This is a genomic window from Mesorhizobium sp. WSM4906, from assembly GCF_029674625.1.
In the GTDB taxonomy this organism is placed as follows: domain Bacteria; phylum Pseudomonadota; class Alphaproteobacteria; order Rhizobiales; family Rhizobiaceae; genus Mesorhizobium.
The window spans coordinates 727,114-751,932 of record NZ_CP121355.1 but is presented as its reverse complement, the minus strand read 5'-3'; the positions used below and the strand labels follow the sequence as shown (position 1 = coordinate 751,932).

28 protein-coding genes are annotated in these 24,819 nt (G+C 64.8%); 9 read left to right on the top strand and 19 right to left on the bottom strand.

The window, feature by feature from the left end; genetic code table 11:
* The first annotated feature begins 60 nt into the window (after nucleotides 1-60).
* A complete protein-coding gene (locus QAZ22_RS03500; RefSeq protein WP_278205587.1) occupies nucleotides 61-1,119 on the top strand; it encodes a D-alanine:D-lactate ligase-like protein in 1,059 nt (352 codons plus the stop codon).
* 261 nt (nucleotides 1,120-1,380) lie between these two features.
* Here the strand turns inward: QAZ22_RS03500 and QAZ22_RS03495 are convergent, their stop codons facing one another.
* From QAZ22_RS03495 to dnaK, 6 genes are all read right to left on the bottom strand, one after another.
* Nucleotides 1,381-1,668, bottom strand: coding sequence for a DUF1330 domain-containing protein (locus QAZ22_RS03495; RefSeq protein ID WP_278205586.1), 288 nt, complete (start codon nucleotides 1,666-1,668; stop codon nucleotides 1,381-1,383).
* Nucleotides 1,669-1,703: 35 nt separating this feature from the next.
* Nucleotides 1,704-2,420 (bottom strand): orotidine-5'-phosphate decarboxylase, encoded by a 717-nt coding sequence (pyrF, locus tag QAZ22_RS03490; RefSeq protein WP_278207780.1) that lies wholly within the window; start codon nucleotides 2,418-2,420, stop codon nucleotides 1,704-1,706.
* Nucleotides 2,420-3,016, bottom strand: coding sequence for an NADPH-dependent FMN reductase (locus QAZ22_RS03485; protein ID WP_278205585.1), 597 nt, complete (start codon nucleotides 3,014-3,016; stop codon nucleotides 2,420-2,422). Before QAZ22_RS03485 ends, pyrF begins: the two co-directional genes overlap by 1 nt.
* 355 nt (nucleotides 3,017-3,371) lie before the next feature.
* Nucleotides 3,372-3,977: a phospholipid N-methyltransferase PmtA gene (gene pmtA / locus QAZ22_RS03480; protein WP_278205584.1), complete on the bottom strand. Its 606-nt coding sequence runs from the start codon at nucleotides 3,975-3,977 to the stop codon at nucleotides 3,372-3,374.
* Nucleotides 3,978-4,141: 164 nt separating this feature from the next.
* Nucleotides 4,142-5,272 carry a molecular chaperone DnaJ gene (gene dnaJ / locus QAZ22_RS03475; RefSeq protein WP_278077510.1) on the bottom strand — a complete coding sequence of 377 codons (1,131 nt, stop codon included), beginning with the start codon at nucleotides 5,270-5,272 and terminating at the stop codon, nucleotides 4,142-4,144.
* A 221-nt stretch (nucleotides 5,273-5,493) separates the two neighbouring features.
* Nucleotides 5,494-7,410, bottom strand: coding sequence for a molecular chaperone DnaK (gene dnaK / locus QAZ22_RS03470; RefSeq protein ID WP_278205583.1), 1,917 nt, complete (start codon nucleotides 7,408-7,410; stop codon nucleotides 5,494-5,496).
* 482 nt (nucleotides 7,411-7,892) lie between these two features.
* On the opposite strand from dnaK, the gene QAZ22_RS03465 reads away from it, so the two are divergent.
* Nucleotides 7,893-8,513, top strand: a complete 621-nt coding sequence (locus QAZ22_RS03465; protein ID WP_278205582.1) for a L,D-transpeptidase — start codon at nucleotides 7,893-7,895, stop codon at nucleotides 8,511-8,513.
* A 109-nt stretch (nucleotides 8,514-8,622) separates the two neighbouring features.
* On the opposite strand, the gene QAZ22_RS03460 is transcribed toward QAZ22_RS03465, so the two are convergent.
* From QAZ22_RS03460 to QAZ22_RS03440, 5 genes are all read right to left on the bottom strand, one after another.
* Nucleotides 8,623-9,417 carry an inositol monophosphatase family protein gene (locus QAZ22_RS03460; RefSeq protein ID WP_278205581.1) on the bottom strand — a complete coding sequence of 265 codons (795 nt, stop codon included), beginning with the start codon at nucleotides 9,415-9,417 and terminating at the stop codon, nucleotides 8,623-8,625.
* A gap of 70 nt (nucleotides 9,418-9,487) precedes the next feature.
* A complete protein-coding gene (locus tag QAZ22_RS03455; protein WP_278205580.1) occupies nucleotides 9,488-10,486 on the bottom strand; it encodes an LLM class flavin-dependent oxidoreductase in 999 nt (332 codons plus the stop codon).
* 3 nt (nucleotides 10,487-10,489) lie between these two features.
* A complete protein-coding gene (locus tag QAZ22_RS03450; RefSeq protein ID WP_278205579.1) occupies nucleotides 10,490-11,401 on the bottom strand; it encodes an arylamine N-acetyltransferase in 912 nt (303 codons plus the stop codon).
* Nucleotides 11,401-12,570 (bottom strand): AI-2E family transporter, encoded by a 1,170-nt coding sequence (locus QAZ22_RS03445; protein ID WP_278205578.1) that lies wholly within the window; start codon nucleotides 12,568-12,570, stop codon nucleotides 11,401-11,403. The genes QAZ22_RS03450 and QAZ22_RS03445 overlap by 1 nt, the downstream gene beginning before the upstream one ends.
* A 176-nt stretch (nucleotides 12,571-12,746) precedes the next feature.
* Nucleotides 12,747-13,799 (bottom strand): LLM class flavin-dependent oxidoreductase, encoded by a 1,053-nt coding sequence (locus tag QAZ22_RS03440; RefSeq protein WP_278205577.1) that lies wholly within the window; start codon nucleotides 13,797-13,799, stop codon nucleotides 12,747-12,749.
* 227 nt (nucleotides 13,800-14,026) lie between these two features.
* On the opposite strand from QAZ22_RS03440, the gene QAZ22_RS03435 reads away from it, so the two are divergent.
* Entirely contained in the window at nucleotides 14,027-14,455 is a 429-nt protein-coding gene (locus QAZ22_RS03435; RefSeq protein ID WP_278205576.1) for a DUF6481 family protein, read from the top strand.
* Nucleotides 14,456-14,537: 82 nt separating this feature from the next.
* Here QAZ22_RS03435 and sugE read toward each other — a convergent pair whose 3' ends face one another.
* Both sugE and QAZ22_RS03425 read right to left on the bottom strand, forming a co-directional pair.
* Nucleotides 14,538-14,852, bottom strand: coding sequence for a quaternary ammonium compound efflux SMR transporter SugE (gene sugE, locus QAZ22_RS03430; protein WP_278205575.1), 315 nt, complete (start codon nucleotides 14,850-14,852; stop codon nucleotides 14,538-14,540).
* A 201-nt stretch (nucleotides 14,853-15,053) separates the two neighbouring features.
* Nucleotides 15,054-15,179 carry a hypothetical protein gene (locus QAZ22_RS03425; RefSeq protein WP_082953831.1) on the bottom strand — a complete coding sequence of 42 codons (126 nt, stop codon included), beginning with the start codon at nucleotides 15,177-15,179 and terminating at the stop codon, nucleotides 15,054-15,056.
* Between the two features lie 248 nt (nucleotides 15,180-15,427).
* Between QAZ22_RS03425 and QAZ22_RS03420 the strand changes: the two genes are divergently transcribed.
* The gene (locus QAZ22_RS03420) at nucleotides 15,428-16,387 is read left to right on the top strand and encodes a cation diffusion facilitator family transporter (RefSeq protein ID WP_278205574.1); all 960 of its coding nucleotides are present in this window, start codon (nucleotides 15,428-15,430) and stop codon (nucleotides 16,385-16,387) included.
* Nucleotides 16,388-16,416: 29 nt separating this feature from the next.
* A complete protein-coding gene (locus QAZ22_RS03415; protein WP_278205573.1) occupies nucleotides 16,417-16,821 on the top strand; it encodes a GFA family protein in 405 nt (134 codons plus the stop codon).
* 232 nt (nucleotides 16,822-17,053) lie between these two features.
* On the opposite strand, the gene QAZ22_RS03410 is transcribed toward QAZ22_RS03415, so the two are convergent.
* The gene (locus QAZ22_RS03410) at nucleotides 17,054-17,923 is read right to left on the bottom strand and encodes a transposase (protein WP_278205572.1); all 870 of its coding nucleotides are present in this window, start codon (nucleotides 17,921-17,923) and stop codon (nucleotides 17,054-17,056) included.
* A 289-nt stretch (nucleotides 17,924-18,212) separates the two neighbouring features.
* Nucleotides 18,213-19,460 (bottom strand): DNA recombination protein RmuC, encoded by a 1,248-nt coding sequence (locus QAZ22_RS03405; protein WP_278205571.1) that lies wholly within the window; start codon nucleotides 19,458-19,460, stop codon nucleotides 18,213-18,215.
* Nucleotides 19,461-19,563: 103 nt separating this feature from the next.
* Here QAZ22_RS03405 and def point away from each other — a divergent pair, with 103 nt between their 5' ends.
* From def to truA, 4 genes are read left to right on the top strand one after another with little or no spacing between them, the layout of a single operon-like run.
* A complete protein-coding gene (def, locus tag QAZ22_RS03400; RefSeq protein ID WP_278205570.1) occupies nucleotides 19,564-20,094 on the top strand; it encodes a peptide deformylase in 531 nt (176 codons plus the stop codon).
* Between the two features lie 5 nt (nucleotides 20,095-20,099).
* The gene (gene fmt / locus QAZ22_RS03395) at nucleotides 20,100-21,035 is read left to right on the top strand and encodes a methionyl-tRNA formyltransferase (protein ID WP_278205569.1); all 936 of its coding nucleotides are present in this window, start codon (nucleotides 20,100-20,102) and stop codon (nucleotides 21,033-21,035) included.
* Nucleotides 21,032-21,538: an N-acetyltransferase gene (locus QAZ22_RS03390; protein WP_278205568.1), complete on the top strand. Its 507-nt coding sequence runs from the start codon at nucleotides 21,032-21,034 to the stop codon at nucleotides 21,536-21,538. Before fmt ends, QAZ22_RS03390 begins: the two co-directional genes overlap by 4 nt.
* A 20-nt stretch (nucleotides 21,539-21,558) precedes the next feature.
* Nucleotides 21,559-22,368 (top strand): tRNA pseudouridine(38-40) synthase TruA, encoded by an 810-nt coding sequence (truA, locus tag QAZ22_RS03385; protein ID WP_278205567.1) that lies wholly within the window; start codon nucleotides 21,559-21,561, stop codon nucleotides 22,366-22,368.
* On the opposite strand, the gene QAZ22_RS03380 is transcribed toward truA, so the two are convergent.
* The 4 genes from QAZ22_RS03380 to dapE form a co-directional block, all read right to left on the bottom strand.
* Nucleotides 22,317-22,634: a type II toxin-antitoxin system RelE/ParE family toxin gene (locus QAZ22_RS03380; protein WP_278205566.1), complete on the bottom strand. Its 318-nt coding sequence runs from the start codon at nucleotides 22,632-22,634 to the stop codon at nucleotides 22,317-22,319. The genes truA and QAZ22_RS03380 overlap by 52 nt on opposite strands.
* On the bottom strand, nucleotides 22,631-22,912 hold the full coding sequence (locus tag QAZ22_RS03375) for a type II toxin-antitoxin system ParD family antitoxin (RefSeq protein WP_278205565.1): 282 nt from the start codon (nucleotides 22,910-22,912) through the stop codon (nucleotides 22,631-22,633). The genes QAZ22_RS03380 and QAZ22_RS03375 overlap by 4 nt, the downstream gene beginning before the upstream one ends.
* A gap of 80 nt (nucleotides 22,913-22,992) precedes the next feature.
* Nucleotides 22,993-23,598, bottom strand: a complete 606-nt coding sequence (locus QAZ22_RS03370; RefSeq protein WP_278207779.1) for a transporter — start codon at nucleotides 23,596-23,598, stop codon at nucleotides 22,993-22,995.
* A 2-nt stretch (nucleotides 23,599-23,600) separates the two neighbouring features.
* Nucleotides 23,601-24,800, bottom strand: a complete 1,200-nt coding sequence (dapE, locus tag QAZ22_RS03365; protein WP_278205564.1) for a succinyl-diaminopimelate desuccinylase — start codon at nucleotides 24,798-24,800, stop codon at nucleotides 23,601-23,603.
* Nucleotides 24,801-24,819 lie beyond the last annotated feature (19 nt).

Genomic DNA, 24,819 nt, shown 5'->3' with positions numbered 1-24,819 from the left:
GCAAGCCAGCCGCGCCAGCCATGCGATGGTAGCACCTGATTTGCCGGAGCCGTCCATTCCATGCCGCACAGCCAGCCGACGCTGATTCTCGTCCATGAGTCGGAGAAAGCTTGTTTCGACCGGCTCGTCGCCGACGGCTATCCAGCTGAACGCGCCACCGAGATCTCGTCCTATCTGGCGCAGTCGACCGATCTCGCGCCGGAATTCGGTCAGCTCGCCGCCGCCTGCGAAAGGCGCGGCCTCGCTTTCATGGCCGTCGAGCTGGACGATGCGACTGCGGTGCTGGCGAAGGCCAATCCGCAGGCGACGCTGGTCTGGACGCTGACCGACGGCGTCGCCTATTTCCGCGGCGGCGCAGCGCCCGCCATGGCGCGGCTGAACGGGCTGCGCACCATCGGCGCCGACGATTCGCTGTTCGCGCTCTGCCAGGACAAGTTCCGCTCCGGCGCCGTGCTCGCGGCGCTCGGCCTGCCGGTGCCGCCGGCCGGCCTGGCGCGCAACGGCACGTGGCTGGTCGAGCCGCCGGCCTCGCCCGCCGGCTGGTTCGTCAAGCCCAACCGGCTCGGCGCCAAGATCGGCATCTGGCCGGATTCGCGCATCACCGATCCCGGCCATGCGCTGGAGCTTAGCCGGCGCGTCTTTGCCCACTACCGCGACGATGTCGTCGTCCAACCCTATGTCGCCGGCCGCAACGTGCGCGCGAGCTTCCTGGGGCTGAAGCAGGAAACCGGCATGGAGGCGCTCGGCATCGCCTTCGTCGAGTCCGGCGCCGACTTCCAGACCATGGCCGACTCGATGGCGCTCTATGGCGACACCGGCCAGGCCGCCAGGGAGGCCGGCATCTATGCCGAGCCGGAACTCGAGCCGGTCGCCGCCAGCCAGCCGGCGGCCGACCAGGCGATCCGCGCCATGGCGCAAAAGCTGATCGCTGGGCTTGGCCTGAGGGATGTCTTCTCGATCGATCTCAGGGTCGAGGCGGACGACACCATCCATCTCATCGAGTTCGAAGTCTGCCCCGGTCTGCCCTGCTTCGATTTTCGCGACTATTGCCGCAGGCAATGGGGGATGGGCCTTGCGGACGCGATGGCTGAGACGGCGGCGAACCGGTTGAGGGCGTGACACTCATGATTGGCTGAGACCTGACAAGCTTCGTCATTCCAGGGCGGAGCAAGGAGCGAAGCGACGCGGCGCAGACCCTGGAATCCATGCCGTTACCTCGGCCGTGGAGTGCAGCGGAGCAGAATTCTGGACCGTAGCGGCGCGTTGAAGTCACAGGATCCTCGGGTCTGCGCGCGTCGCTTCGCTCCTTGCTCCGCCCGTGGATGACGACAAGATGGGCGTTTCGGCCAATTTCCAGGGTGCCAACCCTGCGCCGGCGAACTAAACCCCCTCGACCAGCACGATCTCGCCGTCGGCTACCTTCTGGCGGATGGTGACGGCACGCTGATATTCCGGCGAGTGGTAGCACTCATGCGCTGCCGCGAGCGATTCGAACTCGATGATCACGTTGCGCGCCCGGCCTGGCCCCTCGGCCTTCTCATGCTCGCCGCCGCGCGCCAGGAATTTCACGCCGAAACGATCGAAGGCGAGCTTGGCGGCGGCGACATAGTCCTTGTAGCCCTCCGGATCGCGCACATCGACGCGGGCGATCCAATATCCCTTTGGCATTCTTTTCTCCCTGTTTGTTTCGCGCGCGGACCAGCCTATGCCGAGCACATTTCGGCCAGGATATCCTCGGCCGCCGTGCGCCGGTCCGGCGCCGCGACGATCGGCCGGCCGACGACGAGGTGGCTGGAGCCGTTGCGGATCGCCTGCGCCGGCGTCACGACGCGCTTCTGGTCGCCGTGGTCGCTGCCCGCCGGCCTTATGCCTGGCGTCACCACCGCCATGTCGGGCCCGACGATCCGCCGCACGGCGGAAGCCTCCTCGGCCGAGCAGACGATGCCGCCCATGCCGGCATGCAGCGCCTGTTCGGAGCGCCGCAGAACCAGCGTGTGCGGATCATATTCGTAGCCGGCATCGATCATGTCCTGCTCGTCCATCGACGTCAGCACGGTCACCGCGAGCAGGCAGAGATCGCTGCCTTTGGCCGCCTCGACCGCCGCCCTCATGGCCTTGGGATAGGCATGCAGCGTCAGCATCGAGACCCCCATCCTGACGATGTTCTCGACCCCCTTGGCCACGGTGTTGTCGATGTCGAGCAGCTTCATGTCGAGGAAGACCTTGGTGCCGCCGCTCACCAGCTCGCGTGCGAAATCGAGCCCGCCGGCAAAGGCGAGCTGATAGCCGATCTTGTAGAAGGAGACGACGCCTTCGAGCTCGCGCACCGCCTTCTCGGCTTCCTGCAGCGTCGGCACGTCGAGGCCGACGATCAGCCTCTCTTGCATGGACTTGGCGTGCAAGGTCTCGACCGGATGCATCAGGCCTCGATCCGCACCGACAGCATGCGCGAGGTTTCGATCAGTGTATGGCATAGGCGCTCCATCGATTGCTGCAGTCTGGCGTCGCGGAATTGTCCGTCCTCGGCGAAGGCCTCATTGGCGCTGGAAACCGAGCATTCCGGCGTGATCACTTCCATCTGGCAGCGCACCAGAACCGCGCGCAGATGGTTGATGCAGCGTATGCCGGCAAACTTGCCCTCCGAGGAGGAGCAAAGGCCGACAGGCTTGCCGTAAAGCGGCCTGAACGAGCGGCTGCCGTCGCGCCGGAGCCGGCTCACCCAGTCGATCGAATTCTTCAAGAGCGGCGGGATCGAGCCGTTATATTCGGGCGTCGCGATCAGAAGCCCGTCATGATCGGCGATTTGCCGGGCGAGCTTCACGGCGTTTTCGGGAATGCCTTTTTCCTGCTCGAGGTCCTCGTCCATGATCGGCAGCGGATAGTCGCCAAGCGAGATGCGCGTCACCTCGGCGCCCTGCATGGCGAGCTCCTTCTGCGCCACGTCGGCCGTCCGGCCGCTGAATGCGCCGGTGCGGACCGAGCCGGCGAAGACGAGGATTCTTGGGATCACTGCCATTGGCCACCCTTGTTCTCGGACAGGTACAGCCAAGGGTCGCTCAAATCAACGCAATGAGATCAGAAAACGTTGGAGGATTGGTCGCGACCTGCGAACTTCGTCATCCACGGGCGGAGCAGCCGCGAAGCGGCGTCGCGAAGACCCGAGGATCCATTCCGTTACCTCAATCGTAGAGCGCAGCGGAGCAGAGTTCTGGATCGCCACAACGCTTCGAAGTCACGGAATGGATCCTCGGGTCTGCGCCGCGTCGCTTCGCTCCTTGCTCCGCCCGTGGATGACGAAGTGACTGGCGTTTCGGCCAACCGCCAGGACGCTGCCGCCACCGGCGATAAGCGAACACTTTCGCAGGCAGAATCTAATGCGCCTTGCGCCTGTAGATCCACAGCTGCGTCGGCGGAATGTTGCGGATGATGAAGTCGAAATGCTTGACCGTGTAGTCGCCGCGGCCGGGCGGGATCGGCGACATCGGGCCGTAGGTCAGCTGCACGATCGGCCGGCCTGCGGGGATGCGGTCGAGCAGGCTTTCGATGTAGGCGATGCGCTGGGCGACGGGGAAATTGAGCAGCGGCACGCCGGAGACGACGGAATCGAAAACCATGTCGCGCTTGTCGCCGAGCGTGGCGTCGAGATTGAAGGCGTCGCCCTCGATGATGTTGACGCGCGGATAGAGCCGGCGCAGATGGCGCACGAAGTCGGTCGAATATTCGATCGCGTAGAGGTTTTCCGGCTTCACGCCCTGGGCCAGGATGGCGCGGGTGATGACGCCCGTGCCGGGTCCGACCTCCAGCACCGGCAGGCCCGATTTCGGGTTGACGATCGAGGCCATCTTGCGAGCGGTGACGGAACTGGTGGGAACGATGGAGCCGACCGCTTTCGGCTTGTCGATCCAGCCTTTGAAGAACTTCAGCTCGTCGTCGAATTTTTCCGCCAGCGCTTTGCGCAACCCGGGACCACGTGCCATGCGAGCTCTCCTCAACGCTCCCCGACCGCTACTTATCAGCTAGGTGGAACAAGGCAAGGCGTCAACGTGGCATAAGGTGTTGATGACCCTTGGGAATGTCGCCAACGCAAGTCGCCCCAAAAGTGTGAAGCGGTTTTGCGATGACGACTTGCGTCAAAAAAACGTCAGCGGTCGCCGAAGGACTCGAAAAAGTCCTTCATGCGGGCGAAGAAGCCGCTCGACTGGGGCGAGTTGTCCTTCGAGGAGAGCTGCTCGAACTCTTCCAAAAGCTCGCGCTGGCGGCGCGACAGGTTCTGCGGCGTCTCGACCGCCGTCTGGATGTAGAGGTCGCCGACATTGGGCTGCCGCAGCACCGGCATGCCCTTGCCCTTCAGCCGGAACTGGCGGCCGTTCTGGGTGCCTTCCGGCACCTTCACCTTGGTCTGCGTGCCGTCGAGCGTGGTGACCTCGAACGAGCCGCCAAGCGCGGCGGTCGTCATCGAGATCGGCACCTTGCAGTAGAGGTCGGCGCCGTCGCGCTGGAAGAATTCGTGCGGCTTGACCGCGAGGAAGATGTAGAGATCGCCCGAAGGGCCGCCGCGCAGGCCGGCTTCGCCCTCATTGGCAAGCCGGATGCGGGTTCCGTCCTCGATGCCGGCCGGGATGTTGACCGACAGTGAACGCTCCTCGGTGACGCGGCCCTGGCCGGCGCATTTCGGGCAGGGGTCCTTGATCGTCTGGCCTCGGCCCTGGCATTGCGGGCAGGTGCGCTCGATCGAGAAGAAACCCTGTGTTGCCCGCACCTTGCCGTGGCCATGGCACATGGCGCAGGTTACCGGCTGCGTGCCGGGCTTGGCGCCGCTGCCGGAGCATTCCGAGCAGGAAATCGAGGCCGGCACGCGGATCTGCGCCGTCTTGCCGGAGAATGCCTCCTCGAGCGAGATCTCCATGTTGTAGCGCAGGTCCGCCCCGCGCTCGCGGCCGCCCGACGAGCGGCGCTGGCGGCCGCCCATCATGTCACCGAAAATGTCCTCGAAGATGTCGGCGAAACCGCCGGCGCCGAAGCCGTGCGCCGCGCCATTCATGCCGCCCTGTTCGAAGGCGGCGTGGCCGAAACGATCGTAGGCCGCGCGCTTCTGCGGGTCCTTCAGCGTCTCGTAAGCTTCGTTGATTTCCTTGAACTTGTGCTCGCAGGCATGATCGCCGGGGTTGCGGTCGGGATGGAACTGCATGGCGAGCTTGCGGAAAGCGCTCTTGAGCTCCTTGTCGTCGGCGCCTTTTTGCACGCCCAGCGTTTCGTAGAAATCAGCTTTCATTTTTTCCCGCGGTCCGGATGCTCAATGTCTTCAAGCATTGTTGCGTCGTTTGCCGGCACGTTGTTCGATTTAGGAGCGATGCTGCCCGGATGCCAGAGCCGAGCCGGGCTCACGCCATGTTTTTCCGTCACTTTTTAGGCCGGACCTGCACTTTTTCAGCGAAGGTTGCAAAAAAGCCCGGCTTCGCGCCGGGCTTTTCGCATTATTCGCCGTCGGCCGGCTCAGGCCGACTTCTTCTTGTCGTCGTCTTCGTCGATTTCCTCGAAGTCGGCGTCGACCACGTCCGAATCCTTGGCGGCGTCCGCCTTGGCGTCGGCTTCGGCCGCTTCCTTCTGCGAGGCCTCGTACATGGCCTGGCCAAGCTTCATCGAAGCTTCGGCGAGCGACTGCGACTTGGCCTCGATGTCGGCCACGTTGTCGCCCTCGGCGGCAGCCTTCAGCGCGCTGATGGCGTCGGCGATCGCGGTGCGGTCGGCCTCCGAGACCTTGTCGCCATAGTCCTTCAGCGACTTCTCGGACGAATGCACCAGGGATTCGGCCTGGTTGCGGGCCTCGACGAGGGCGCGGCGCTTCTTGTCGGCCTCGGCATTGGCCTCGGCGTCCTTCACCATCTTCTCGATGTCGGCGTCGGACAGACCACCCGAGGCCTGGATGCGGATCTGGTGCTCCTTGCCGGTGCCCTTGTCCTTGGCCGAGACGTTGACGATGCCGTTGGCGTCGATGTCGAAGGTGACCTCGATCTGCGGCACGCCGCGCGGAGCCGGCGGGATGCCGACAAGGTCGAACTGGCCGAGCAGCTTGTTGTCGGCCGCCATCTCGCGCTCGCCCTGGAAGACGCGGATCGTCACCGCCGACTGCGAATCCTCGGCCGTCGAGAACACCTGGCTCTTCTTGGTCGGGATCGTGGTGTTGCGCTCGATCAGCCGGGTGAACACGCCGCCCAGCGTTTCGATGCCGAGCGACAGCGGCGTCACGTCGAGGAGCAGCACGTCCTTGACGTCGCCCTGCAGCACGCCGGCCTGGATGGCGGCGCCGAGCGCGACCACCTCATCCGGGTTGACGCCCTTGTGCGGGTCCTTGCCGAAGAACTGCTTCACGATCTCCTGGATCTTGGGCATGCGGGTCATGCCGCCGACCAGGACCACCTCGTCGATCTCGCCCGCCTTGAGGCCGGCATCCTTGAGCGCCGCCTTGCAGGGGTCGATGGTGCGCTGCACGAGATCCTCGACCAGGCTCTCGAACTTCGCCCGGGTGAGCTTCATCGTCAGGTGCTTCGGCCCGGTGGCGTCGGCGGTGATGAAGGGCAGGTTGATCTCGGTCTGCGTCGTCGACGACAGCTCGATCTTGGCCTTTTCGGCGGCTTCCTTCAGGCGCTGCAGCGCGAGCTTGTCGGCCTTGAGGTCGATGCCCTGCTCCTTCTTGAACTCCGCCGCCAGGTACTCGACCAGGCGCATGTCGAAGTCCTCGCCGCCGAGGAAGGTGTCGCCATTGGTCGACTTCACCTCGAAGACGCCGTCGCCGATCTCGAGCACCGAAATGTCGAACGTGCCGCCGCCAAGGTCATAGACGGCGATGGTCTTGCCGTCCTTCTTCTCGAGACCGTAGGCGAGCGCGGCTGCCGTCGGCTCGTTGATGATGCGCAGCACTTCGAGCCCGGCGATCTTGCCGGCGTCCTTGGTCGCCTGGCGCTGGGCGTCGTTGAAATAGGCCGGAACGGTGATGACCGCCTTCTCGACCTTCTCGCCGAGATAGGCTTCCGCCGTTTCCTTCATCTTCTGCAGGATCATGGCCGAGATCTGGCTGGGCGACAGCTTCTTGCCGCCGGCCTCGACCCAGGCGTCGCCATTGTCGCCCTTGACGATCTTGTAGGGGACAAGCTTCTTGTCCTTCTCCGTCACCGGATCGTCATAGCGGCGGCCGATCAGGCGCTTGACCGCGAAGATGGTGTTTTCAGGATTGGTGACCGCCTGGCGCTTGGCCGGCTGGCCGACGAGGCGTTCTCCGTCGCTGTTGATGGCGACGATGGAAGGGGTCGTGCGCGCGCCTTCCGCATTCTCGATAACCTTGGGCTCCTTGCCGTCCATGATGGCGATGCAGGAGTTCGTGGTTCCGAGGTCGATACCGATAACTTTTGCCATTGTTCTAGTCTCTCCGCTAAGCAGGCTCTCAGGACCCTGATAAGGCGTTCCGACGAAAGCCCCTGTTCACAAGAAATTCCGCCACGGTCCCCGGTTTTTCAAGGCCGGACGGCTGGCGCGTATATAAGAACAGGCGGCACGGGGCGCAAGCATCCTGCGCAAGGTGTCTGCTGCCCCGCGTGAGCCTGGAAAACGGACCAGCCCGCCATATGCCGGGGTCGATCCGGATTTGCTCTATCTAATTGTCCGGAGAGGATTTTTTCGGACGGGACGATCTCATCGATGCCCGGTTGCATATCGGCCGGGGGGAAGCTTTGCCCTGTGGGGCGTGACTTTGCGTCGCGAATAAGTCTGAAAAACGTCTTTGCCGTCGTACGCCGGCAATCCGCCAGCGGAGAACATGGCCGCTTGGCAATCGAGGCGTGCGGGACTACGAATAGGCAAGATGCGGCAGATCGCCGGCACGAGCGCCGGCTTGGATCATGCGCGCCAAATCGATCCTGATCGGGATACTTGCCGGAATGGTCGCGTTCTCCGGCTGCACCACCGGCGGCGCATTGCAGACGTCTCCTGCGGCCTATGGCGGCCTCACCGACGCCAGCTTCCGCATTCCACCGGTTCCCATCTACAAGGTCGACCAGAAATTCCACCGGCAGACGGTGGCTTATCCGACCGATGAGGCGCCCGGCACCATCATTGTCGATACAGGGGCGAAATTCCTCTACTACGTGCTGGGCGACGGTCAGGCGATGCGCTACGGGATCGGCGTCGGCAAGGCGGGCTTCGAGTGGCATGGTACCGCTCACGTCGCGAGGAAGCGCGAATGGCCGGATTGGAGCGCGCCGTCGGCGATGATCGTTCGCGAACGCAATCGAGGCCACGTCATACCGGCCCATATGGAAGGCGGACTCATGAATCCGCTCGGCGCACGGGCGCTCTATCTCTTCAACGAGAAGGGCGACACCGGATATCGCCTGCACGGCAGCCCAGAATGGTGGTCCATTGGCAAAGCCGTTTCGGCGGGCTGCATCCGCCTGATGAATCAGGACATCATCGATCTCTACGACCGCGCCCCAATCGGCACCAAGGTGATCGTCTTGTAGACGCCAGGTCTCTGCCCGTCGTGGCCTTGGTTGGCAACCGCGATGCTGTTTTACAGGATTGTCCGCGATGCCTTCGCACACCTGTTTGCGGTCTTCCCGTGCCAAAGGATCAGTTTTGGAACGCTTCCGTGCAAAGCGTGCGCAGCTTCGGAAAGATGTGCCGTCCTCCGGCTATCACTTGCGTTCCCTGGCTGATGACGGTCTTCGGATCCGGCTTGAGGATCGTTCCGCCCGCCTCTTCGACCAGAAGCATGCCGGCCAGGCAGTCCCAGGCATTCATGTGCTCCTCGACATAGCCGAGCAGCCGTCCGGCCGCGGCATAGGCCAGCATCAGCGCGCCGGAAGCATTCCTGAAGAACACGCCGCCTTCGGCCATGATCAGGCTGATCAGCACCGCGACATGTTCGGTGGCGGCCCGGTTTGAAAGCCCGGTTCCGACCGAGCCTTCGGAAAGCGCCGTGGCGCCGCTCGCCTTGATCAGCCGCCCGTTGACGAAAGCGCCGCCGCCAAGGCGACCGTGGAAGGTCTCGCCGGTCGAGGCTTCGTGGATGACGCCGACGACGGTCTCGCCGTCCCTGGCGCAGGCGATCACCACGCACCAGGCGGGAATGCCGCGCACGAAATTGGCGGTGCCGTCGATAGGGTCGATCACCCAGACATAGCCGGTCTTGCCGGCCGCCGGCGCGTGCTCCTCGCCGACGATGCCGTCGCCCGGATAGGCTTCGGCGATCGCCGCGCGGACGAAAAGTTCCACCTCGCGGTCGGCGTCCGAGACAAGATCCTGATGGCCCTTGCTCTCGATCGTCAGGTTTTCGAGGTCGCGAAAATATTTCAGCCCAAGCTCGCCGGCGCGCCGCGCGAGGTCGATGGCGAACTGCATGCGCTGGTCGAGGTCGTCGGTCACGGGAAGGCTCGCGCTTGAGGAAGGGTCTGCCCTTAGCAGACGAGTATGTCAGGCAAAAGCCATCGGGTGGTCAGGCCGCTTGCGACGTCGACTTGTAGACGTCGGCAAGAATGTCGAAGGAACGCACCCGCGCCGCATGGTCGAACATCTGCGCCGTCACCATCAATTCGTCGGCGCCGGTGCGGCGCACGAAGGCGTCGATACCCTGGCGAACCGTTTCCGGCGAGCCGACGACGGCGCAGGACAGCGCCTCGGCAAGCATGGTCCTGGCGACCGGATCGAGGTCGCGGTCATAGTTCTCGACCGGCGGCGGCAGCTGACCTGGCCGGCCGCTGCGCAGATTGACGAAAGCCTGCTGTAGAGAGGTGAACAAGAGCTTCGCCTCGGCGTCCGTGGGCGCCGCAAAGACATTGAGGCCGAGCATGACATAGGGCTTGTCGAGCTGGCCCGACGGCTGGAAGCGCGTGCGGTAGACCTCCAGCGCGTGGTCGAGTTCGGCCGGCGCGAAATGCGAGGCGAAGGCATAGGGCAGGCCAAGCAGTGCCGCGAGCTGCGCGCCGTAGAGGCTGGAGCCCAGGATCCAGACCGGCACGTCCTGGCCTTCTCCCGGCACCGCGCGGATGCGCTGCCCTTCCTCGGCCGGCTGGAAATAGCCCATCAGCTCGACCACGTCCTGGGGGAAGTTGTCGCTGGCTTCCAGATTGCGGCGCAGCGCCCGCGCCGTCATCATGTCGGTGCCCGGCGCGCGGCCGAGGCCGAGATCGATGCGGCCGGGGAAAAGCGCCGCCAGCGTGCCGAACTGCTCGGCAATCACCAGCGGCGCATGGTTGGGCAGCATGATGCCGCCGGCGCCGACGCGAATGGTCTTCGTGCCGCCCGCCACATGCGCGATGACGACGGAGGTCGCCGCACTGGCGATGCCCGGCATGTTGTGGTGTTCGGCGAGCCAATAGCGCTTGTAGCCCAGCCGCTCGGCGTGGCGTGCGAGGTCGAGCGAATTGGCGAGCGACTGCGAGGCATCGCTGCCTTGGGTGACCGGCGACAGGTCGAGAACCGAAAGGGCCGTCATTGATCAGGTCTCCATGATGTTCTTCTGCCGCAGCCTCGCCTCGAAGGCGGCGCGGTCGGGAATGACGACGGCGAGCTCGCCCTCCAGCACGTCGGCGAGCTCGGCGGCGCTCGCGATCTCCCGTTGCTCGGTGCGGCCGCCGAGATGATGGGTCGACAGCCGGTTATCGCGTAGCGCATAGCGCCTGTCCGGCAGGGCGCGCGCAGCAACCAATGTGGAAAGGAAATGCGAGCTCGGATGCGTCGACAGGAAATGGCTGCTCACCTGGTAATCGACCTCGTAGGCCCGCTGCATGTCGAAGCGGTAGAGGGTGCGCCAATTGCCGCCGATATTGGCCTGCAGGCGAAAATGATCGCCGGTTTCAGCGATGCGGAACGCCTCGTGCGGCGTCTGCTGTTCCAGGTCCGGCTCGAGCAGCAGCGGCGCCGTCAGCGTCAGGCCGCCGAAGCCGACATCGGCGATATGGGTTCTTCCATCGAGCTCGATCCGCAGCAGCATATGGCTGCGCGCCGTGACGGCGTCGTCCGGCTGGCCCCACAGCACGCGGGCGGCAAGCCCGCTGACGGTGAAGCCCAGCTCTCCGAGCGCATGCATGAAGATCAGATTGTGTTCGAAGCAGTAGCCGCCGCGGCCCTGGCTGAAAACCTTGTCCTGCAGCGAGGCCGGATCGAGCCCGACAGAAACGCCCATCAGCGCATCGATATTCTCGAAGGGGATCGCTCGCGGATGGGCCAAATGCAGCGACCGCAGCGTGGCGAGCGAGCTGTCGGTCGGCCCGCTATAGCCGATGCGGGCGAAATAGGCGTCGAGATCGAAGTCGCTCATCAACACGGGGTCCGGCTTGATCGGCCCGATATAGGCACTCCCCGCCGCTGCCGCAAACGATGGGCAGGTCTCGACATTGGGCCAGGGCATCACGCCCCGGACTTGTGGTTGTTCTCGCCCGGTTCGTCGTCGATGAGGATGGTCTGCTGTGCTGCCAGGAAGTTGCCGACATGGCTGAGCCCGTCGAAATGGTCGCAGAACACCTTGACGACCACCAGGAGCGGCACCGCCATCAGCGCGCCGACGAAACCCCACAGCCATGACCAGAAGGCGATGGCGATGAAGATCGCCACGGCGTTGAGCTCGAGCCGCCGGCCGACCACCGTCGGCGTCACGAACTGGCCTTCGACGACGTCGCACAACAGCACGAAGGCGGGCGCCAGCAGCGCGTAGGAGATCGTGTCGAAGCTGATCAGCGCGATGACCGTCACCAGGAGGATGGTGATCAGCGCGCCGACATAGGGCAGGAAATTGAGGAGCGCCGCGGCCGCGCCCCAGACCAGCGGGTTCGGCATGCCGAGCCCCCACAGGCCAAGCCCGATCACCGTGCCGAGGCCGGCATTGATGACCGCGACGGTGAGCAGGTAATGCGAGATCTCGCGCTCGACGTCATAGACGACGCGCAGCGCACGCTTCTTCTGGCTGAGGCTGGCGAAGGATTGGACGATCTTCTCGTAGAACAAGGTGCCTGAGGCGAGCAGGAACAGCGACAGCACGAAGACGATCGTGATGCTGGTGCCGGCCCCCAGAATGTTGCCGGCTGCCGTGGGCAGGATGCCGGACGACGCCACCGCGACCTTCTGCACGCCCGCTTCCTGCGCTGTCTCTGTGAGCGCCTCCAGCTGGCGTGAGATATCCATCATCCTTTCGAGCGGGCGCTTGAACGGCGCCAGCCGCTCGGTGAGTTGCTGGCCGATCGACGAGGTGTTGTTGATGAGGTCGATGACCGGGCCGCTGAGCAGATACCCGGCGCTGGCGACGAAAAAGACCGAGAGCAACACCAGGAGGGTCGCGGAGAGCACGTCGGGAATACCGTGCTTGCGCAGGAAACGCACGATCGGCGTCAGCGTCAGCGCCAGCAGGAAGGCGAGGATCACCGGCATGAAGAAAGCGCGGGCGAAATAGAGCGCGAATACCGTCAGCAGAACGAAGATGCCGATCAGCAGCGATCGCATCAGCCGCAATTCGGCGCGGGCGCCGGCGCGCGAATCCGGGCTTTCGGCAACGCTCGCGCCCGAAGCGGTCGTTTCGGCCTTCATAGGTTCCCCTCGCGATCGTCGAAGGAAACGTGCGCGCCGCGCCAAGGTTCCGTTAGCTGGCGGCTGGCTCCGTTGGTGCATGTCGCGCGAAAGTGTGCGGCGGTTTTGCGAAAACGACATGCATAAGAACAAAGGTCTAAAGCGCGCCGCCTCAATCCGTTTCAGCGCGAAGCGCTTTAGGCGGCCGGCGCCGGCGCGGTCTTCGCCGTTTCCTTGCGCACGATCGGCGCCACCCTGGTGCCGTAAAGCTCGATCGCCTTCATGATCTTGGCGTGCGGCATGGTGCCGATAGCCATCTGCAGCAGGAAGCGATCGTTGCCGAAGTTCTTGTGCTGGGCGACGATCTTTTGCGCCACCTCTTCGGGATTGCCGACGAACAAGGCACCACCCGGACCTCGCGCGTGATCGAAATGCGCCCGCGACGTTGGCCCCCAGCCGCGCTCGCGGCCGATGCGGTTCATCACCTCGGCCTGCGGGCCGTAGAAATCGTCCGCTGCCTTCTCGGTCGTCTCGGCGATGAAGCCATGCACGTTGAGGCTGGTGGCAAGCGTGGCGGGATCGTTGCCGCCGCGCCTTGCCGCCTCGCGATAGATCTCGAACAGCGGCGCGAAGCGGGCCGGCTCACCGCCGATGATGGCAAGCGCGAGCGGCAGGCCGAGCGCGCCGGCGCGAGCGGCGGACTGCGGCGTTCCGCCGATGGCGATCCAGATCGGCAGCTTGTCCTGGAAAGGCCGTGGATAGACGCCGCGGCCGTTGATCGGCGCGCGCAAGCGTCCTTGCCACGTCACCTTCACCTGGTCGCGGATGGCTAAAAGCAGGTCCAGCTTCTCGGCGAAGAGCTCGTCATAATCCTCCAGATTGTAGCCGAACAGCGGGAAGGATTCGATGAAGGAGCCGCGCCCGGCCATGATCTCTGCGCGGCCGCCGGACAGAAGGTCGAGCGTCGCGAACTGCTGGAAGACCCGTACCGGATCGTCGGAGGAAAGCACGGTGACCGCGCTGGTGAGCTTGATGCGCTTCGCCCGCTCCGCTGCCGCCGCAAGGGCAACGACCGGCGCCGACGCCGCATAGTCGGGACGATGATGCTCGCCCAGGCCGAACACGTCGAGACCGACCTGGTCGGCCAGCTCGATCTCCTCGATCAGGTTGCGCAGCCGTTCATGCGGGCCGATGGCGCCGGGCCCCGGTTCCGGGCTGACATCCGCGAAAGTGTAGAGGCCGAGTTCCATTTCGATTGCATCCCGATGCGCGGTTTGAGCGTTGATTGTCGGCGCTAGAGGTAGCGGTCGGCCTTGCTGTTCGCCAGTGGCGCGATTTGTGAACAGTGCATCGCGCGGCCTTGACGTATCCCGGCGGCAACAGCGCAGATTTTCATGGCTGGCATACCGTTTTGGCGCTTGAACTCATCGCTTTCGCGCGTATGTAAGCGTCGCGAATTGACTGCAGGGAAGTGGACTTGGCTATCTACAGGGAAAAAGACATATTCGAGCGGCGCAACGCCGCGAACGAGGCAAAGAAGGCGCTCCTCGAGCGCTTCAAGGCAAAGCCGGCGGCGGATGATCCAGCGGTTTTGGCGCGCCAGGCGGAACGTAAGGCGATCCTCGAGGCCCGCGCGATCCGCGAGGCCGAGAAGGCCAGGCTGAAGCAGGAAAAGCTGGCGCGCGAAGCGGCCGAGAAGGCCGAGCGCGAGGCAGCGGCAGAGGCTGCTCGTATTGCTGCCGAACAGGCGGCGGCGGCCGAGGCCAAGATCCGCGAGGCCGAAGAGACCGAGCGCATCGCCCGCCTGCTTGCCGAAGAGGCCGAGCGCAAGGCCAAGCGCGACGCACGCTACGCCGCCCGCAAGGCGCGTGTCGGCCGCACGCCTCCGGGCTTCTCCGCCCGCTAAGGCCTCGACGCCCGCTGATATAGTTTCGTTCGAAGATGCTTCAGGGTCGCCAGTAGCGGCCCTGAAGGCGTTTGTTCTGACGTCAGGCGACGAGCTTCAGCCCGGCGATGCCGCAGACGATCAGGCCGATGCAGGCAAGCCGCACCGCGGTCGCCGGCTCGCCGAGCAGCCAGATGCCGAGCAATGCCGTGCCCACGGTGCCGATGCCGGTCCACACCGCATAGGCGGTGCCCACGGGCAGCATCTTCAGCGCCAGGCCGAGCAGACCAAGGCTGACCATCATAGCGACGATGGTGAGAAGGGTCGGCAGCGGCTTCGAAAAACCGTCGGTATATTTGAGGCCGATGGCCCAGCCGATCTCGAACAGGCCGGCGAAGAAGAGAAAAATCCAGGACATCGCAAAGACTCCGTCATTCCGGCACCGGTCATCCGATGCTTGAGGTGGCGGGTCGTCCCGGCCGATTTCTTTCGGGGAAGCGAGGTCGTCCTCGCCGCGTCGATATAGGAAGGTCCTGCTCCCCAATCAACGAAACACCGGCAGCACTCGGCATGCCGCCGGTTCAATTCCGCATCGAGACGGATCAGCCGCTCTGGCGGCTTACTTCTCCTTGATGCGCATCGCCTTGACCGGCGGTGCCTTCGGAGCCGGGGCCGCGGCTGGTTTCTTCGCGTCCTTCTTCGGCTTGCGGGGTTCCTTGCCCGCCTTCATCGCACCCTTAGCCATGATTCGCTCCTCCGATTGTGGGCAGCCCAAGTGAAACAAGAGAAGCGCCCGACCGCAAGAGGCTGCTTGACGCTTCGAAAGCCGGCACCTGGATGTCAACCGTTTTCCCTCGGCGTCGACCGGATTTCGGGCGGCGGCTGCAGGATGGTTCGTCGGCGTCTTGAACCTCGGATCGGCTGGCGCATTGTCTGTAGAGCTTCGGCCGGCGGGCCGCTAAGCTCGGTGCCTGGGGGCAGGATCGGAAACGGATGGCAGGGCATAGCGGTTCGAAAAGGGTGATCTACGCCGCGCTCGCCGGCAATCTGGCGATCGCGTTGACCAAATTCGCCGCGGCATTCTTCACCGGTTCTTCCGCCATGCTGTCGGAAGGCGTCCACTCGCTGGTCGACACCGGCAATGGCGCGCTCCTGCTCTACGGCATGCATCGCGCCGCCCGCCCGGCCGACCGTACGCATCCGCTCGGTCATGGACGCGAACTCTATTTCTGGAGCTTTATCGTCGCGCTGCTGGTTTTCGCCCTGGGCGCCGGCGTTTCCTTCTATGAAGGCGTCATCCACATCATGGCGCCCGAGCCGCTCGTCAACGCCAAGGTCAACTACATCGTGCTCGGCCTCTCCTTCCTGTTCGAAGGCAGTTCCTGGCTGGTGGCGTTGAAGGAATTCCGGAAGCAGAAGGGGATGCTGGGCTGGTTCGAGGCGGTGCGGCTGAGCAAGGATCCCAGCGTCTACACCGTGCTCTTCGAGGACAGCGTCGCGCTGCTTGGCCTGATCGTCGCGTTCGCGTGCATCCTTGCGTCCGAACTGCTAGAGATTCCTGAACTCGATGGCGCCGGCTCGATCGGCATCGCGATCATCCTAGGCGCGACCGCGATCTTCCTGGCGCGCGAGAGCAAGGGCCTGCTGCTCGGCGAGCCAGCTTCGCCCGAAGTGCAACGCAAGGTTCTGGCGATCGCCGGGCAGGACCCGGCCGTGCAGCGGGCGAACGGCATATTGAGCGTCCATATCGGCCCTGAAGAGATCGTCGCCGGCTTGAGCATCGAGTTCGAGGATCATCTCACAGCGCCCGAGATCGAGGCGTGCATCGAGCGCCTGGAGGCGCGGCTGAACGAGGAGATGCCCGAGATCGCCAGGCTGTTCGTCAAGCCGCAGGCGACTGGCACATGGGAGATGCGACGCAAGACTATCGCCGAGGCCTCCGACGAGCACTAGATTGGGTGAACCCTTAAGGAGGAAAGCTGATGAAGATCGACGGCGGGTGCCATTGCGGCGCCATCACCTACGAGGCGGAGGTCGATCCCGAAAAGACCTCGATCTGCCACTGCACGGATTGCCAGCAGCTCACCGGCACGGCGTTCCGCGTCACCGTGCGGGTGCCGGAGGAGGACTACCGCATCACCAAGGGCGAGCCCAAGGTCTACATCAAGACCGGGTCGAGCGGCGCCAAGCGGGCGCAGGGCTTTTGCGGCGAGTGCGGCTCGCATCTTTACGCCACCTCCGTCGGCGACGGGCCGAAGGTTTATGGCATCAGGACGGGTACGGCGCGCCAGCGCGACCAGTTGGTGCCGAGGACGCAATACTGGCATCGCTCGGCGCTGCACTGGCTGCCGGAATTCGAGGGCACCAGGGTCGTCGAGGAGGAGTAAGGGGCTTTAGTGGGCTGTCTCAGACCTCCTGAACTTCGTCATCCTCGGGCTTGACCCCATAGGCGCTAACTTAGCAATCGATGTGCGATGGCGCGTCGTCGTCGGGGTGGTTCGCGCAAGCGGTGGAGCAGCAGGTCGAGGGAGATCAACCTGGTAGGCCCCAGTAATACAGCCATCGAGATGTTGGAGATTGCCAAGGCCACGAGACGCCAGATCGGCAGGGCGGATCGGTTCAGGCGGCCAGGGGGAGAGAGTCCGGCGCCTCGGGATCGAGGGCCGGCAGGTCATCTTCGGCCAGCAGGGCGGCCAGCAGAGCGGTGTTGATCCACAGGCGAGCCAGGTCGGGATCCTTTGCGCGGAGATCTTCCAGACCCACCAGCGACTTCATGCGTTTGAACGCCAGCTCGATCTGCCATCGCAGACGATAGGTCGAGGCGAGCCGCTCAGGCGGCCAGTCATCCGGCGGCAGCGATGTCAACAGCACCAGATAGCCGGCCATCTCGATGCCGGCCTGGCTGGGTTTGTATCTCGCCTTGGCCGCCAAACGGCGCGCCGCTCGTCTGGCCTTCTCAGCCGCCTCGGGCGGCATGGGCAGGATCACCACCCGAGCGGGTATCGCGACCCTGGACTTGCCGTCCTGGACGCCCACCGAAAGATCGAGCACGCCCTTCTTGCCCGCTTCACGGCACAGCGCCAAGCGATCCAATAGCCGGCCTTGGCCATCCAGCAGGCGTGGATAGTTTGAAGGGGCACGAACCAGAAAATCAGCCCCTGCCTCGATTACCCGAGCCAGATCGTCGGCCTTGGCGTGGGCACGGTCGGCGATCCGAAGCTCTCCGGCCCTGGCGCCGCGCGACAGCCGCTCGGCTTCATGGCGATCCGTGACCTCCACCGAACAGAGCTTCAGCGTTGCAAGATCAAACACCGTGTGCACCATCCAATAGACCCGCTTGGGACCAGGCGGCGCAACTACCGTGGCGTCCACCGCCATCATCCGCAGGCCTCCGTACAAGCCGGCGAAGGCTTCGGGGCAGCGCTCGGCAAGCAATTCCGAAACCAGGCCGCCCACCCAATCAGCACTGGCCTTCAGACGCTTCAGCATCGCCACGTCCGACATCGACGCCACTGCAGCGAATCGCTCATAACCACGGTGAATCACTCACCACGATCACCGTCAAGCCTAAGTTAGCGCCTATGGGGCTTGACCCGAGTATCCATGCCGTGACCCTTGCCGTAGAGCGCAACGGCGCAGAATTCTGTAACCGTTGCAAAGCTTTAGCGTCACGGCATGGATCCTAGGGTCTGCGCCGCGTCGCTTCGCTCCTTGCTCCGCCCTAGGATGACGATGGGAAAGAGCGGCTCGGCTAATCGCCAACGGCGTAACAACCCATCTACTCCCCGTCTTCGACGACGCGCAACCTGAGCTGGCCTGTCTTCGAGTCCGCCACGCGCGCGCCTGCCTCGGCCTTCGCCGGACGCGGCGGCTCGGCTTCCGTCTCGCCGAATTCCAGCGCCTCGATCTTCTGGCCGCGCTTGGTGACTTTCGACGTCGAGACGAGGATGTCGTCGATATCCTTGGCCGCCTGGCCGAAATGCGTCTGCAGCCGGCGCACGCGCTCGTCGACGCGCGCCACGTCCTCCATCAGGCGGATGACCTCGCCCTGGATCAGATGCGCCTGCTCGCGCATGCGCGCGTCCTTGAGGATCGCCTGGATGACCTGGATCGACAGCATCAGCAACGACGGCGAGACGATAACGACGCGGGCGCGGTGCGCCTTCTGCACCACTGCCTCGAAATTCTCATGGATCTCGGCGAACACCGATTCCGACGGCACGAACATAAAGGCGGTGTCCTGCGTCTCGCCCTGGATCAGGTATTTTTCGGCGATATCGCGGACATGCACCTCGATGTCCCGCCTGAACGCCTGCGCCGCCACCTTCTGCAGCTCGGCGCCCTCCGCGGCGCGGATGGCGTTCCACGCTTCCAGCGGGAACTTCGCGTCGATGGCAAGCATCGGCGCGCCATTTGGCATCCGCACCAGGCAGTCCGGCCGGCTGCCGTTGGAGAGGCTCGCCTGGAACTCGTAGGCGCCGTGCGGCAGACCGTCGGCGATGATCGCTTCCATGCGCGACTGGCCGAAGGCGCCGCGCGTCTGCTTGTTGGAAAGGATCGCCTGCAGCTGCACGACCTGGCCGGCGAGAGACTGGATGTTGCCCTGCGCCGTGTCGATCACTGCCAGCCGCTCCTGCAGCTTGGCCAGGCTCTCATGCGTCGACTTCGTCTGCTCCGCCATGGTCTGGCCGAGGCGGCCGGTCATGGCGTCGAGCCGCTGGCCGAGCGATTGGGTCAGCTCGGCCTGCCTGGCGCCGAACACTTCGGCGATCGCGCCCATGCGCCCCTGCATCTCGGCCTGCGCCTGCAGGATGTCCGCCATCCGCGCCTCGGTGTCACGGGCATGATCGGCCGCTTCGGCTGCGGCGATCGCGCGCGCCTTGCCCGCGCGCCACAAGGCGATGACGAGCGCCAGGACCAATGCCAGCAGCAGCAGCGCGCCGAAGCCGAGCACCCCGCCGAGCGTGATCGTGGTGGCGCCGAGCCGCGCGACCGGTTGAGAAAGGATCAAGGACATGTCGTTCATGCGGGCAGCATAGCCGATTCGGCCCGCCGAAACAGATCAAAACGTGAACAGGTCGCAGCCGCCCCCGTTGACGCTTTTCCAACGACGTCTTAGGTGAGACGCCATGTCGATCAAGCCGCTCATCATCCTTCCCGATCCGATCCTGCGCCAGGTTTCCAAACCGGTCGAGCGCGTCGACGGCGATTTGCGCAAGCTCGCCGACGATATGCTGGAAACCATGTACGACGCGCCGGGCATCGGGCTGGCGGCAATCCAGGTCGGCGAGCCGCGGCGCTTGCTGGTCATCGACCTCGCCAAGGAGGGCGAGCCGCCTGCGCCGCATGTCTTCATCAATCCGGAAATCCTCGAAAGCTCCGACGAGCGCTCGGTCTATGAGGAAGGCTGCCTGTCGATCCCCGACTACTATGCCGAGGTCGAGCGTCCCGCAGCGGTTCGGGTGAAGTATCTCGATCGCGACGGCAAGCTGCAGGAGATGCAGGCCGAAGGCCTGATGGCGACCTGCCTGCAGCATGAGATCGACCATCTCAACGGCGTGCTGTTCATCGACCACATCTCGAAGCTGAAGCGCGACATGGTGGTCAGGAAATTCAAGAAGCTCGCCAAGGACAAGGCGCCGGGCAAGATGGTGGGCTAGGGGTCATGCCCCTTCGCGTCATCTTCATGGGCACGCCGGATTTTTCCGTGCCGACGCTCAGCGCCATTGCCGAGGCCGGCCATGACATCGCGGCCGTCTATACGCAACCGCCGCGCGCGGCGGGCCGGCGCGGACTGGAGCTTACGCCGTCGCCTGTGCAGCGCGAGGCGGAGCGGCTTGGCCTCCAGGTGCGGACGCCGACATCGCTCAAGGGCGAGGCCGAGCAGCGAGCCTTTGCCGAGTTGCGGGCCGACGTCGCCGTGGTCGTCGCCTACGGCCTGCTTCTGCCGAAACCCGTGCTGGAGGCGACCAGGCTCGGCTGCCTCAACGGCCATGCCTCGCTTTTGCCGCGCTGGCGCGGTGCCGCGCCCATCCAGCGCGCCATCATGGCCGGCGATGCCGAAACCGGCATGATGGTGATGCGCATGGAAGAGGGTCTGGACACCGGTCCGGTGGCGTTGGTTGAAAAATGCGCCATCGGACCCGATATGACCGCCGGCGAATTGCATGACCGCCTGATGGCTCAAGGCGCTTCGCTGATGGTGGAAGCACTGACGCGGCTGGGGATAAATTGTCTGACATTTACCCCGCAGCCGACGGAAGGAGTGACCTACGCCCGAAAGATCGATAAATCGGAGACACGCGTAGACTGGACGCGGCCTGCCGGCGAAGTCCACAATCACATTCGCGGCCTCTCGCCCTTTCCGGGCGCGTGGTGCGAGGTCGAAATTGGTGGCCGCGTGGAGCGGCTGAAACTGCTTCGCTCGACGCTTTCCGATGGCGTCGGCGAGTCGGGAGGTATTCTCGATGACCGGCTGACGGTCGCCTGCCGGTCAGGCGCGGTCCGGCTGGTCGAAGTTCAACGGGCGGGCGGAAGGCCCGCCGCCGCGCAGGAGTTCTTGCGCGGAGCCAAGATCGAAAAAGGAACGAAACTCAAATGAGCATGATGTCGATACGCGCGGCGACGCCGCGGGATCGCGAGGCGATCCGCCTCGTCGAAGAGCATGCGTTCGGCCAGCGGACCGAGGCCGGCCTGGTCGACGCGCTGGTGACCGGCGGCGATGCCGTCGTCGAGCTGGTGGCGGAAGAGGATGGCCAGGTCGTCGGCCACATCCTGTTTTCCAGGCTCTTGGTGCAGACGGGCGGCAAGCGCTTCGCGGCCGTGGCGCTGGCGCCGCTGGCGGTCGAGCCGTCCTTCCACGGCACCGGCATCGGCGGCGCGCTGATCCGCGAGGCGCATGTCCGCCTCAAGGAAGCCGGCGAGCGGCTTGCCGTGGTGCTGGGTGACCCGGCCTATTACGGCCGCTTCGGCTACAGCCATGCCCGCGCCGAGAAGTTCGAGAGCCAATACCAGGGCGAGGCGCTGCAGGCGCTGGCCTGGGGCGAAGCGCCCGAGGCCGGCAAGCTGGTCTACGCTTCGGCCTTCACCGCGCTCGCCGCTTAGGCGGGCGCAAGCCTCAGAACATGCCGCGTTTTCGGCTCGATATCGAATATGACGGCAGCCAATTCGCCGGTTGGCAGCATCAGGCGGACCAGCTTTCGGTGCAGCAGGCGATCGAGCAGGCGATCGAAAAGTTCTGCGGCGAACAGGTGAGAATACGTGCCGCCGGCCGCACCGATGCCGGCGTGCACGCCACTGCGCAGGTGGCGCATGTCGATCTCGCCAAGGCCTGGACGGGCGACAAGGTGCGCGATGCCGTCAACGCCCATCTGCAGGCGGCCGGCGCGCGTGTCGCCATCCTGACGGCCGGCATCGTCGCCGAAGATTTTGACGCCCGCTTCTCCGCCACCGGCCGCCATTATCTCTACCGCATCCTCAACCGCCGCGCGCCGTCGGCGCTGGAAAAGGGCAAGGTCTGGTGGGTGCCGAAACGGCTTGATGCCGAGGCCATGCACGAGGCGGCGAAGGTGCTGCTCGGGCGGCACGATTTCACCACCTTCCGCTCTACCCAATGCCAGGCCGAAAGCCCCGTCCGCACGCTTGCCCAACTCGACGTCAGCCGTATGGGCGATCTCATCGAGGTGCGGACCTCGGCGCGCTCGTTCCTGCACAACCAGGTGCGCTCGATGGTCGGCTCCTTGCGGCGGGTCGGCGACGGCTCGTGGAGCGCTGCCGACCTCAAGGCGGCGCTCGAAGCGCGCGACCGCGCCGCCTGCGGCCAGGTGGCGCCGCCGGACGGGCTGTTTCTGGTCGGGGTGGATTACCCCGCGGAGCAAACCGATCAGTCGGTGCCGCCTTCTGCCAGATCGTCTGACCAATTGGCGCCGCCGTAGAACAAGCGCAAAATCACCACGCGCTCGGGTTCCACAACGAAGGCAACGGTTATGCGGCGCTCAAATCCGATGATCCGGAGGTCTGGCCGCACGTCATGGCGGCGCGTGCCGCGTTCAGAGCCATATTCGAGGCGCTCGCAGAAGGCGCGTAGACGGCTGTCGTAACGGTCGGCCGTCGCAGCGCTTCTGGCTTGCGCAATGACATTATAGATACGATCGAGGTCATCGCCTGCGTCAGGCGTATAGATGACAGCCCGACGCTTCACGGCTTCTTCTGAGAATGCGTCGCATGGCGCTTGCGCGCCCGTTCGGCCATTTCCTCCGGCGATATGCCTTTGCCGGGATTGGCTTTCCAGGCGTCATAGGTCGGAGCGACCTCCTCGCGCAGCCAGCGCTCCACTGCGGCATCGCGCTCCTGCAGCGCGCGAAGCCCGGCGCGGATGACCTCGCTGCTGGTGGCGTAGGCGCCCGACTGAACAAGCTGGTCGATAAAGGCGGCTTGCTCCGACGGCAGGCTGAAAGTGCGTTTTTCCGTGGCGGACATGTGCTCTCTCCGAGAGAGTCGGTATGAAATTATCATACCAAACCGACCGTAAATTGGAAGACCGCCTTCAATCCGGAGGATCAGCCCCTTGCGCCGTTCGGCATGTCGATGCCGAGCAGCGCCTGCAGGCCGAACAGGACGAGCAGGGAGGCCACGAACATGCCGGCAAACACCGCCGTGCCGATGGCCGCGCCCTTGCCGATCGTCGCGTTGGTCATGCGCCAGGTCAGCACCATCGACAGCGCGAACAGAAGCAGCGAGACCAACCCGCTGATCTCGTCGGTCGAGGGCAGGAACAGCCTCAGCAGCGCCGACGGCAGCATCAGCCAGGCGATGATCGCGGAGGCCCAGTTGGAGGCGACGACGTAGTGGACGAAGCGGCCGCCGATGCCGGCGCGCGGCGCGACCAGCGCAAGCGCCACCAGCGGCAGCACCCAGGAGCCGATGTCGACCGTCGCCAGCTTGAGCAGCATGCCGAGGCGACCGGCAAAAGCGTTCGGATCGCCGATCTCGTTGGCGATGCCGACCCAGCCGACGATCAACGCCGGCGCCGCCACGACGATGGCGAAGAAGGAATTCCAGAAACCGTCCGCCGTGAGGTCGAGCATGCGCAGGCCGTCGGCCTTGCCGAGCATCAGCCGCCAGGCGCCGGCCAGCGAAGCATAGGTTTCGTCTGCCGAGAGCATGGTCACGCGAGGCCCTGTCCGAACCAGTCTTGGATGAAACGTTCGTAGATTTGCGTCAGCGTCTCCAGGTCGGCGACCGCCACGCGCTCGTCCACCATGTGCATCGTCTTGCCGACCAGCCCGAACTCGACCACCGGGCAATAATCCTTGATGAAGCGTGCATCCGACGTGCCGCCGGAGGTGGAGAGCGCCGGTGTCCTGCCGACCACGGCGGCAACCGACGCGCTCAGTGTGTCGATCAGCTTGTCGTCGCGGGTGAGGAAGACATGGCTCGGCCGGTCGCGCCAGACAAGCTCGTAGTCGACTGGCGTCTTCTTGCCCGGCCGGTATTTCTTGCGCCCGGCCGCCTGGTCGAGCCGGTTGTGGATCTCGGCCTGGATTGTTTCGGCGTCCCAAGTGTCGTTGAAGCGGATGTTGAACGTGGCGGTCGCCTTGGCCGGGATGACATTGGTCGCCGGGTTGCCGACGTCGATCGACGTCACCTCGAGATTGGTGGGCTGGAAATCCTTGGTTCCCTTGTCGAACACCGGATGCAGCAGCGCGTCGACCAGGCTGATGAGACCGCGCACCGGGTTGTCGGCAAGCTGCGGATAGGCGGCGTGGCCCTGGCGGCCGTTGACGATGACGCTGCCGGACAGCGAACCGCGGCGGCCGATCTTGATCATGTCGCCGAGCGCATCCGGATTGGTCGGCTCGCCGACGATCGAGGCGTCCCATTTCTCGCCCTTGGCGGCCGCCCAGTCGAGCAGCTTCGTCGTGCCGTTGATGGCAGGCCCTTCTTCGTCGCCCGTGATCAGCAGCGAAACAGAGCCTTTCGGTCCGCCATTTCTTTCGATGTGGCGCGCCACGGCGGCGATGAAGCAGGCGATGCCGCCCTTCATGTCGACGGCGCCGCGGCCATACATCTCGCCATTGGCGATCTCGGCGGCAAAGGGCGGATGCGTCCAGGCCGCCTCGTCGCCGACCGGCACGACGTCGGTATGGCCGGCAAACATCAGATGCGGGCCATTGCCGGAGCGGCGCGCATAGAGGTTTTCGATGTCCGGCGTGCCGCTTTCCGAGAACAGCGGCCGCTCGACCGAGAAGCCGAGCGGCTTCAGCATGTCCTCCAGCGTCCGCAGCGCGCCGCCTTCGGCGGGCGTCACGGAAGGACAGCGGATCAGAGCGGCAAGATTCTGGGCGGGGTCGGTCGGCAATTTCATAGGCAAAGCGATAGTCGAA

Excerpts from the sequence above, each read along its gene's own strand:
- QAZ22_RS03500 (WP_278205587.1), top strand. The coding sequence starts at position 61 with ATGCCGCACAGCCAGCCGACGCTGATTCTCGTCCATGAGTCGGAGAAA.
- QAZ22_RS03495 (WP_278205586.1), bottom strand. The coding sequence starts at position 1,668 with ATGCCAAAGGGATATTGGATCGCCCGCGTCGATGTGCGCGATCCGGAG.
- pyrF (WP_278207780.1), bottom strand. The coding sequence starts at position 2,420 with ATGCATCCGGTCGAGACCTTGCACGCCAAGTCCATGCAAGAGAGGCTG.
- QAZ22_RS03485 (WP_278205585.1), bottom strand. The coding sequence starts at position 3,016 with ATGGCAGTGATCCCAAGAATCCTCGTCTTCGCCGGCTCGGTCCGCACC.
- pmtA (WP_278205584.1), bottom strand. The coding sequence starts at position 3,977 with ATGGCACGTGGTCCCGGGTTGCGCAAAGCGCTGGCGGAAAAATTCGAC.
- dnaJ (WP_278077510.1), bottom strand. The coding sequence starts at position 5,272 with ATGAAAGCTGATTTCTACGAAACGCTGGGCGTGCAAAAAGGCGCCGAC.
- dnaK (WP_278205583.1), bottom strand. The coding sequence starts at position 7,410 with ATGGCAAAAGTTATCGGTATCGACCTCGGAACCACGAACTCCTGCATC.
- QAZ22_RS03465 (WP_278205582.1), top strand. The coding sequence starts at position 7,893 with ATGCGCGCCAAATCGATCCTGATCGGGATACTTGCCGGAATGGTCGCG.
- QAZ22_RS03455 (WP_278205580.1), bottom strand. The coding sequence starts at position 10,486 with ATGACGGCCCTTTCGGTTCTCGACCTGTCGCCGGTCACCCAAGGCAGC.
- QAZ22_RS03450 (WP_278205579.1), bottom strand. The coding sequence starts at position 11,401 with ATGCCCTGGCCCAATGTCGAGACCTGCCCATCGTTTGCGGCAGCGGCG.
- QAZ22_RS03445 (WP_278205578.1), bottom strand. The coding sequence starts at position 12,570 with ATGAAGGCCGAAACGACCGCTTCGGGCGCGAGCGTTGCCGAAAGCCCG.
- QAZ22_RS03440 (WP_278205577.1), bottom strand. The coding sequence starts at position 13,799 with ATGGAACTCGGCCTCTACACTTTCGCGGATGTCAGCCCGGAACCGGGG.
- sugE (WP_278205575.1), bottom strand. The coding sequence starts at position 14,852 with ATGTCCTGGATTTTTCTCTTCTTCGCCGGCCTGTTCGAGATCGGCTGG.
- QAZ22_RS03425 (WP_082953831.1), bottom strand. The coding sequence starts at position 15,179 with ATGGCTAAGGGTGCGATGAAGGCGGGCAAGGAACCCCGCAAGCCGAAG.
- QAZ22_RS03420 (WP_278205574.1), top strand. The coding sequence starts at position 15,428 with ATGGCAGGGCATAGCGGTTCGAAAAGGGTGATCTACGCCGCGCTCGCC.
- QAZ22_RS03415 (WP_278205573.1), top strand. The coding sequence starts at position 16,417 with ATGAAGATCGACGGCGGGTGCCATTGCGGCGCCATCACCTACGAGGCG.
- QAZ22_RS03410 (WP_278205572.1), bottom strand. The coding sequence starts at position 17,923 with ATGCTGAAGCGTCTGAAGGCCAGTGCTGATTGGGTGGGCGGCCTGGTT.
- QAZ22_RS03405 (WP_278205571.1), bottom strand. The coding sequence starts at position 19,460 with ATGAACGACATGTCCTTGATCCTTTCTCAACCGGTCGCGCGGCTCGGC.
- def (WP_278205570.1), top strand. The coding sequence starts at position 19,564 with ATGTCGATCAAGCCGCTCATCATCCTTCCCGATCCGATCCTGCGCCAG.
- fmt (WP_278205569.1), top strand. The coding sequence starts at position 20,100 with ATGCCCCTTCGCGTCATCTTCATGGGCACGCCGGATTTTTCCGTGCCG.
- QAZ22_RS03390 (WP_278205568.1), top strand. The coding sequence starts at position 21,032 with ATGAGCATGATGTCGATACGCGCGGCGACGCCGCGGGATCGCGAGGCG.
- truA (WP_278205567.1), top strand. The coding sequence starts at position 21,559 with ATGCCGCGTTTTCGGCTCGATATCGAATATGACGGCAGCCAATTCGCC.
- QAZ22_RS03375 (WP_278205565.1), bottom strand. The coding sequence starts at position 22,912 with ATGTCCGCCACGGAAAAACGCACTTTCAGCCTGCCGTCGGAGCAAGCC.
- QAZ22_RS03370 (WP_278207779.1), bottom strand. The coding sequence starts at position 23,598 with ATGCTCTCGGCAGACGAAACCTATGCTTCGCTGGCCGGCGCCTGGCGG.
- dapE (WP_278205564.1), bottom strand. The coding sequence starts at position 24,800 with ATGAAATTGCCGACCGACCCCGCCCAGAATCTTGCCGCTCTGATCCGC.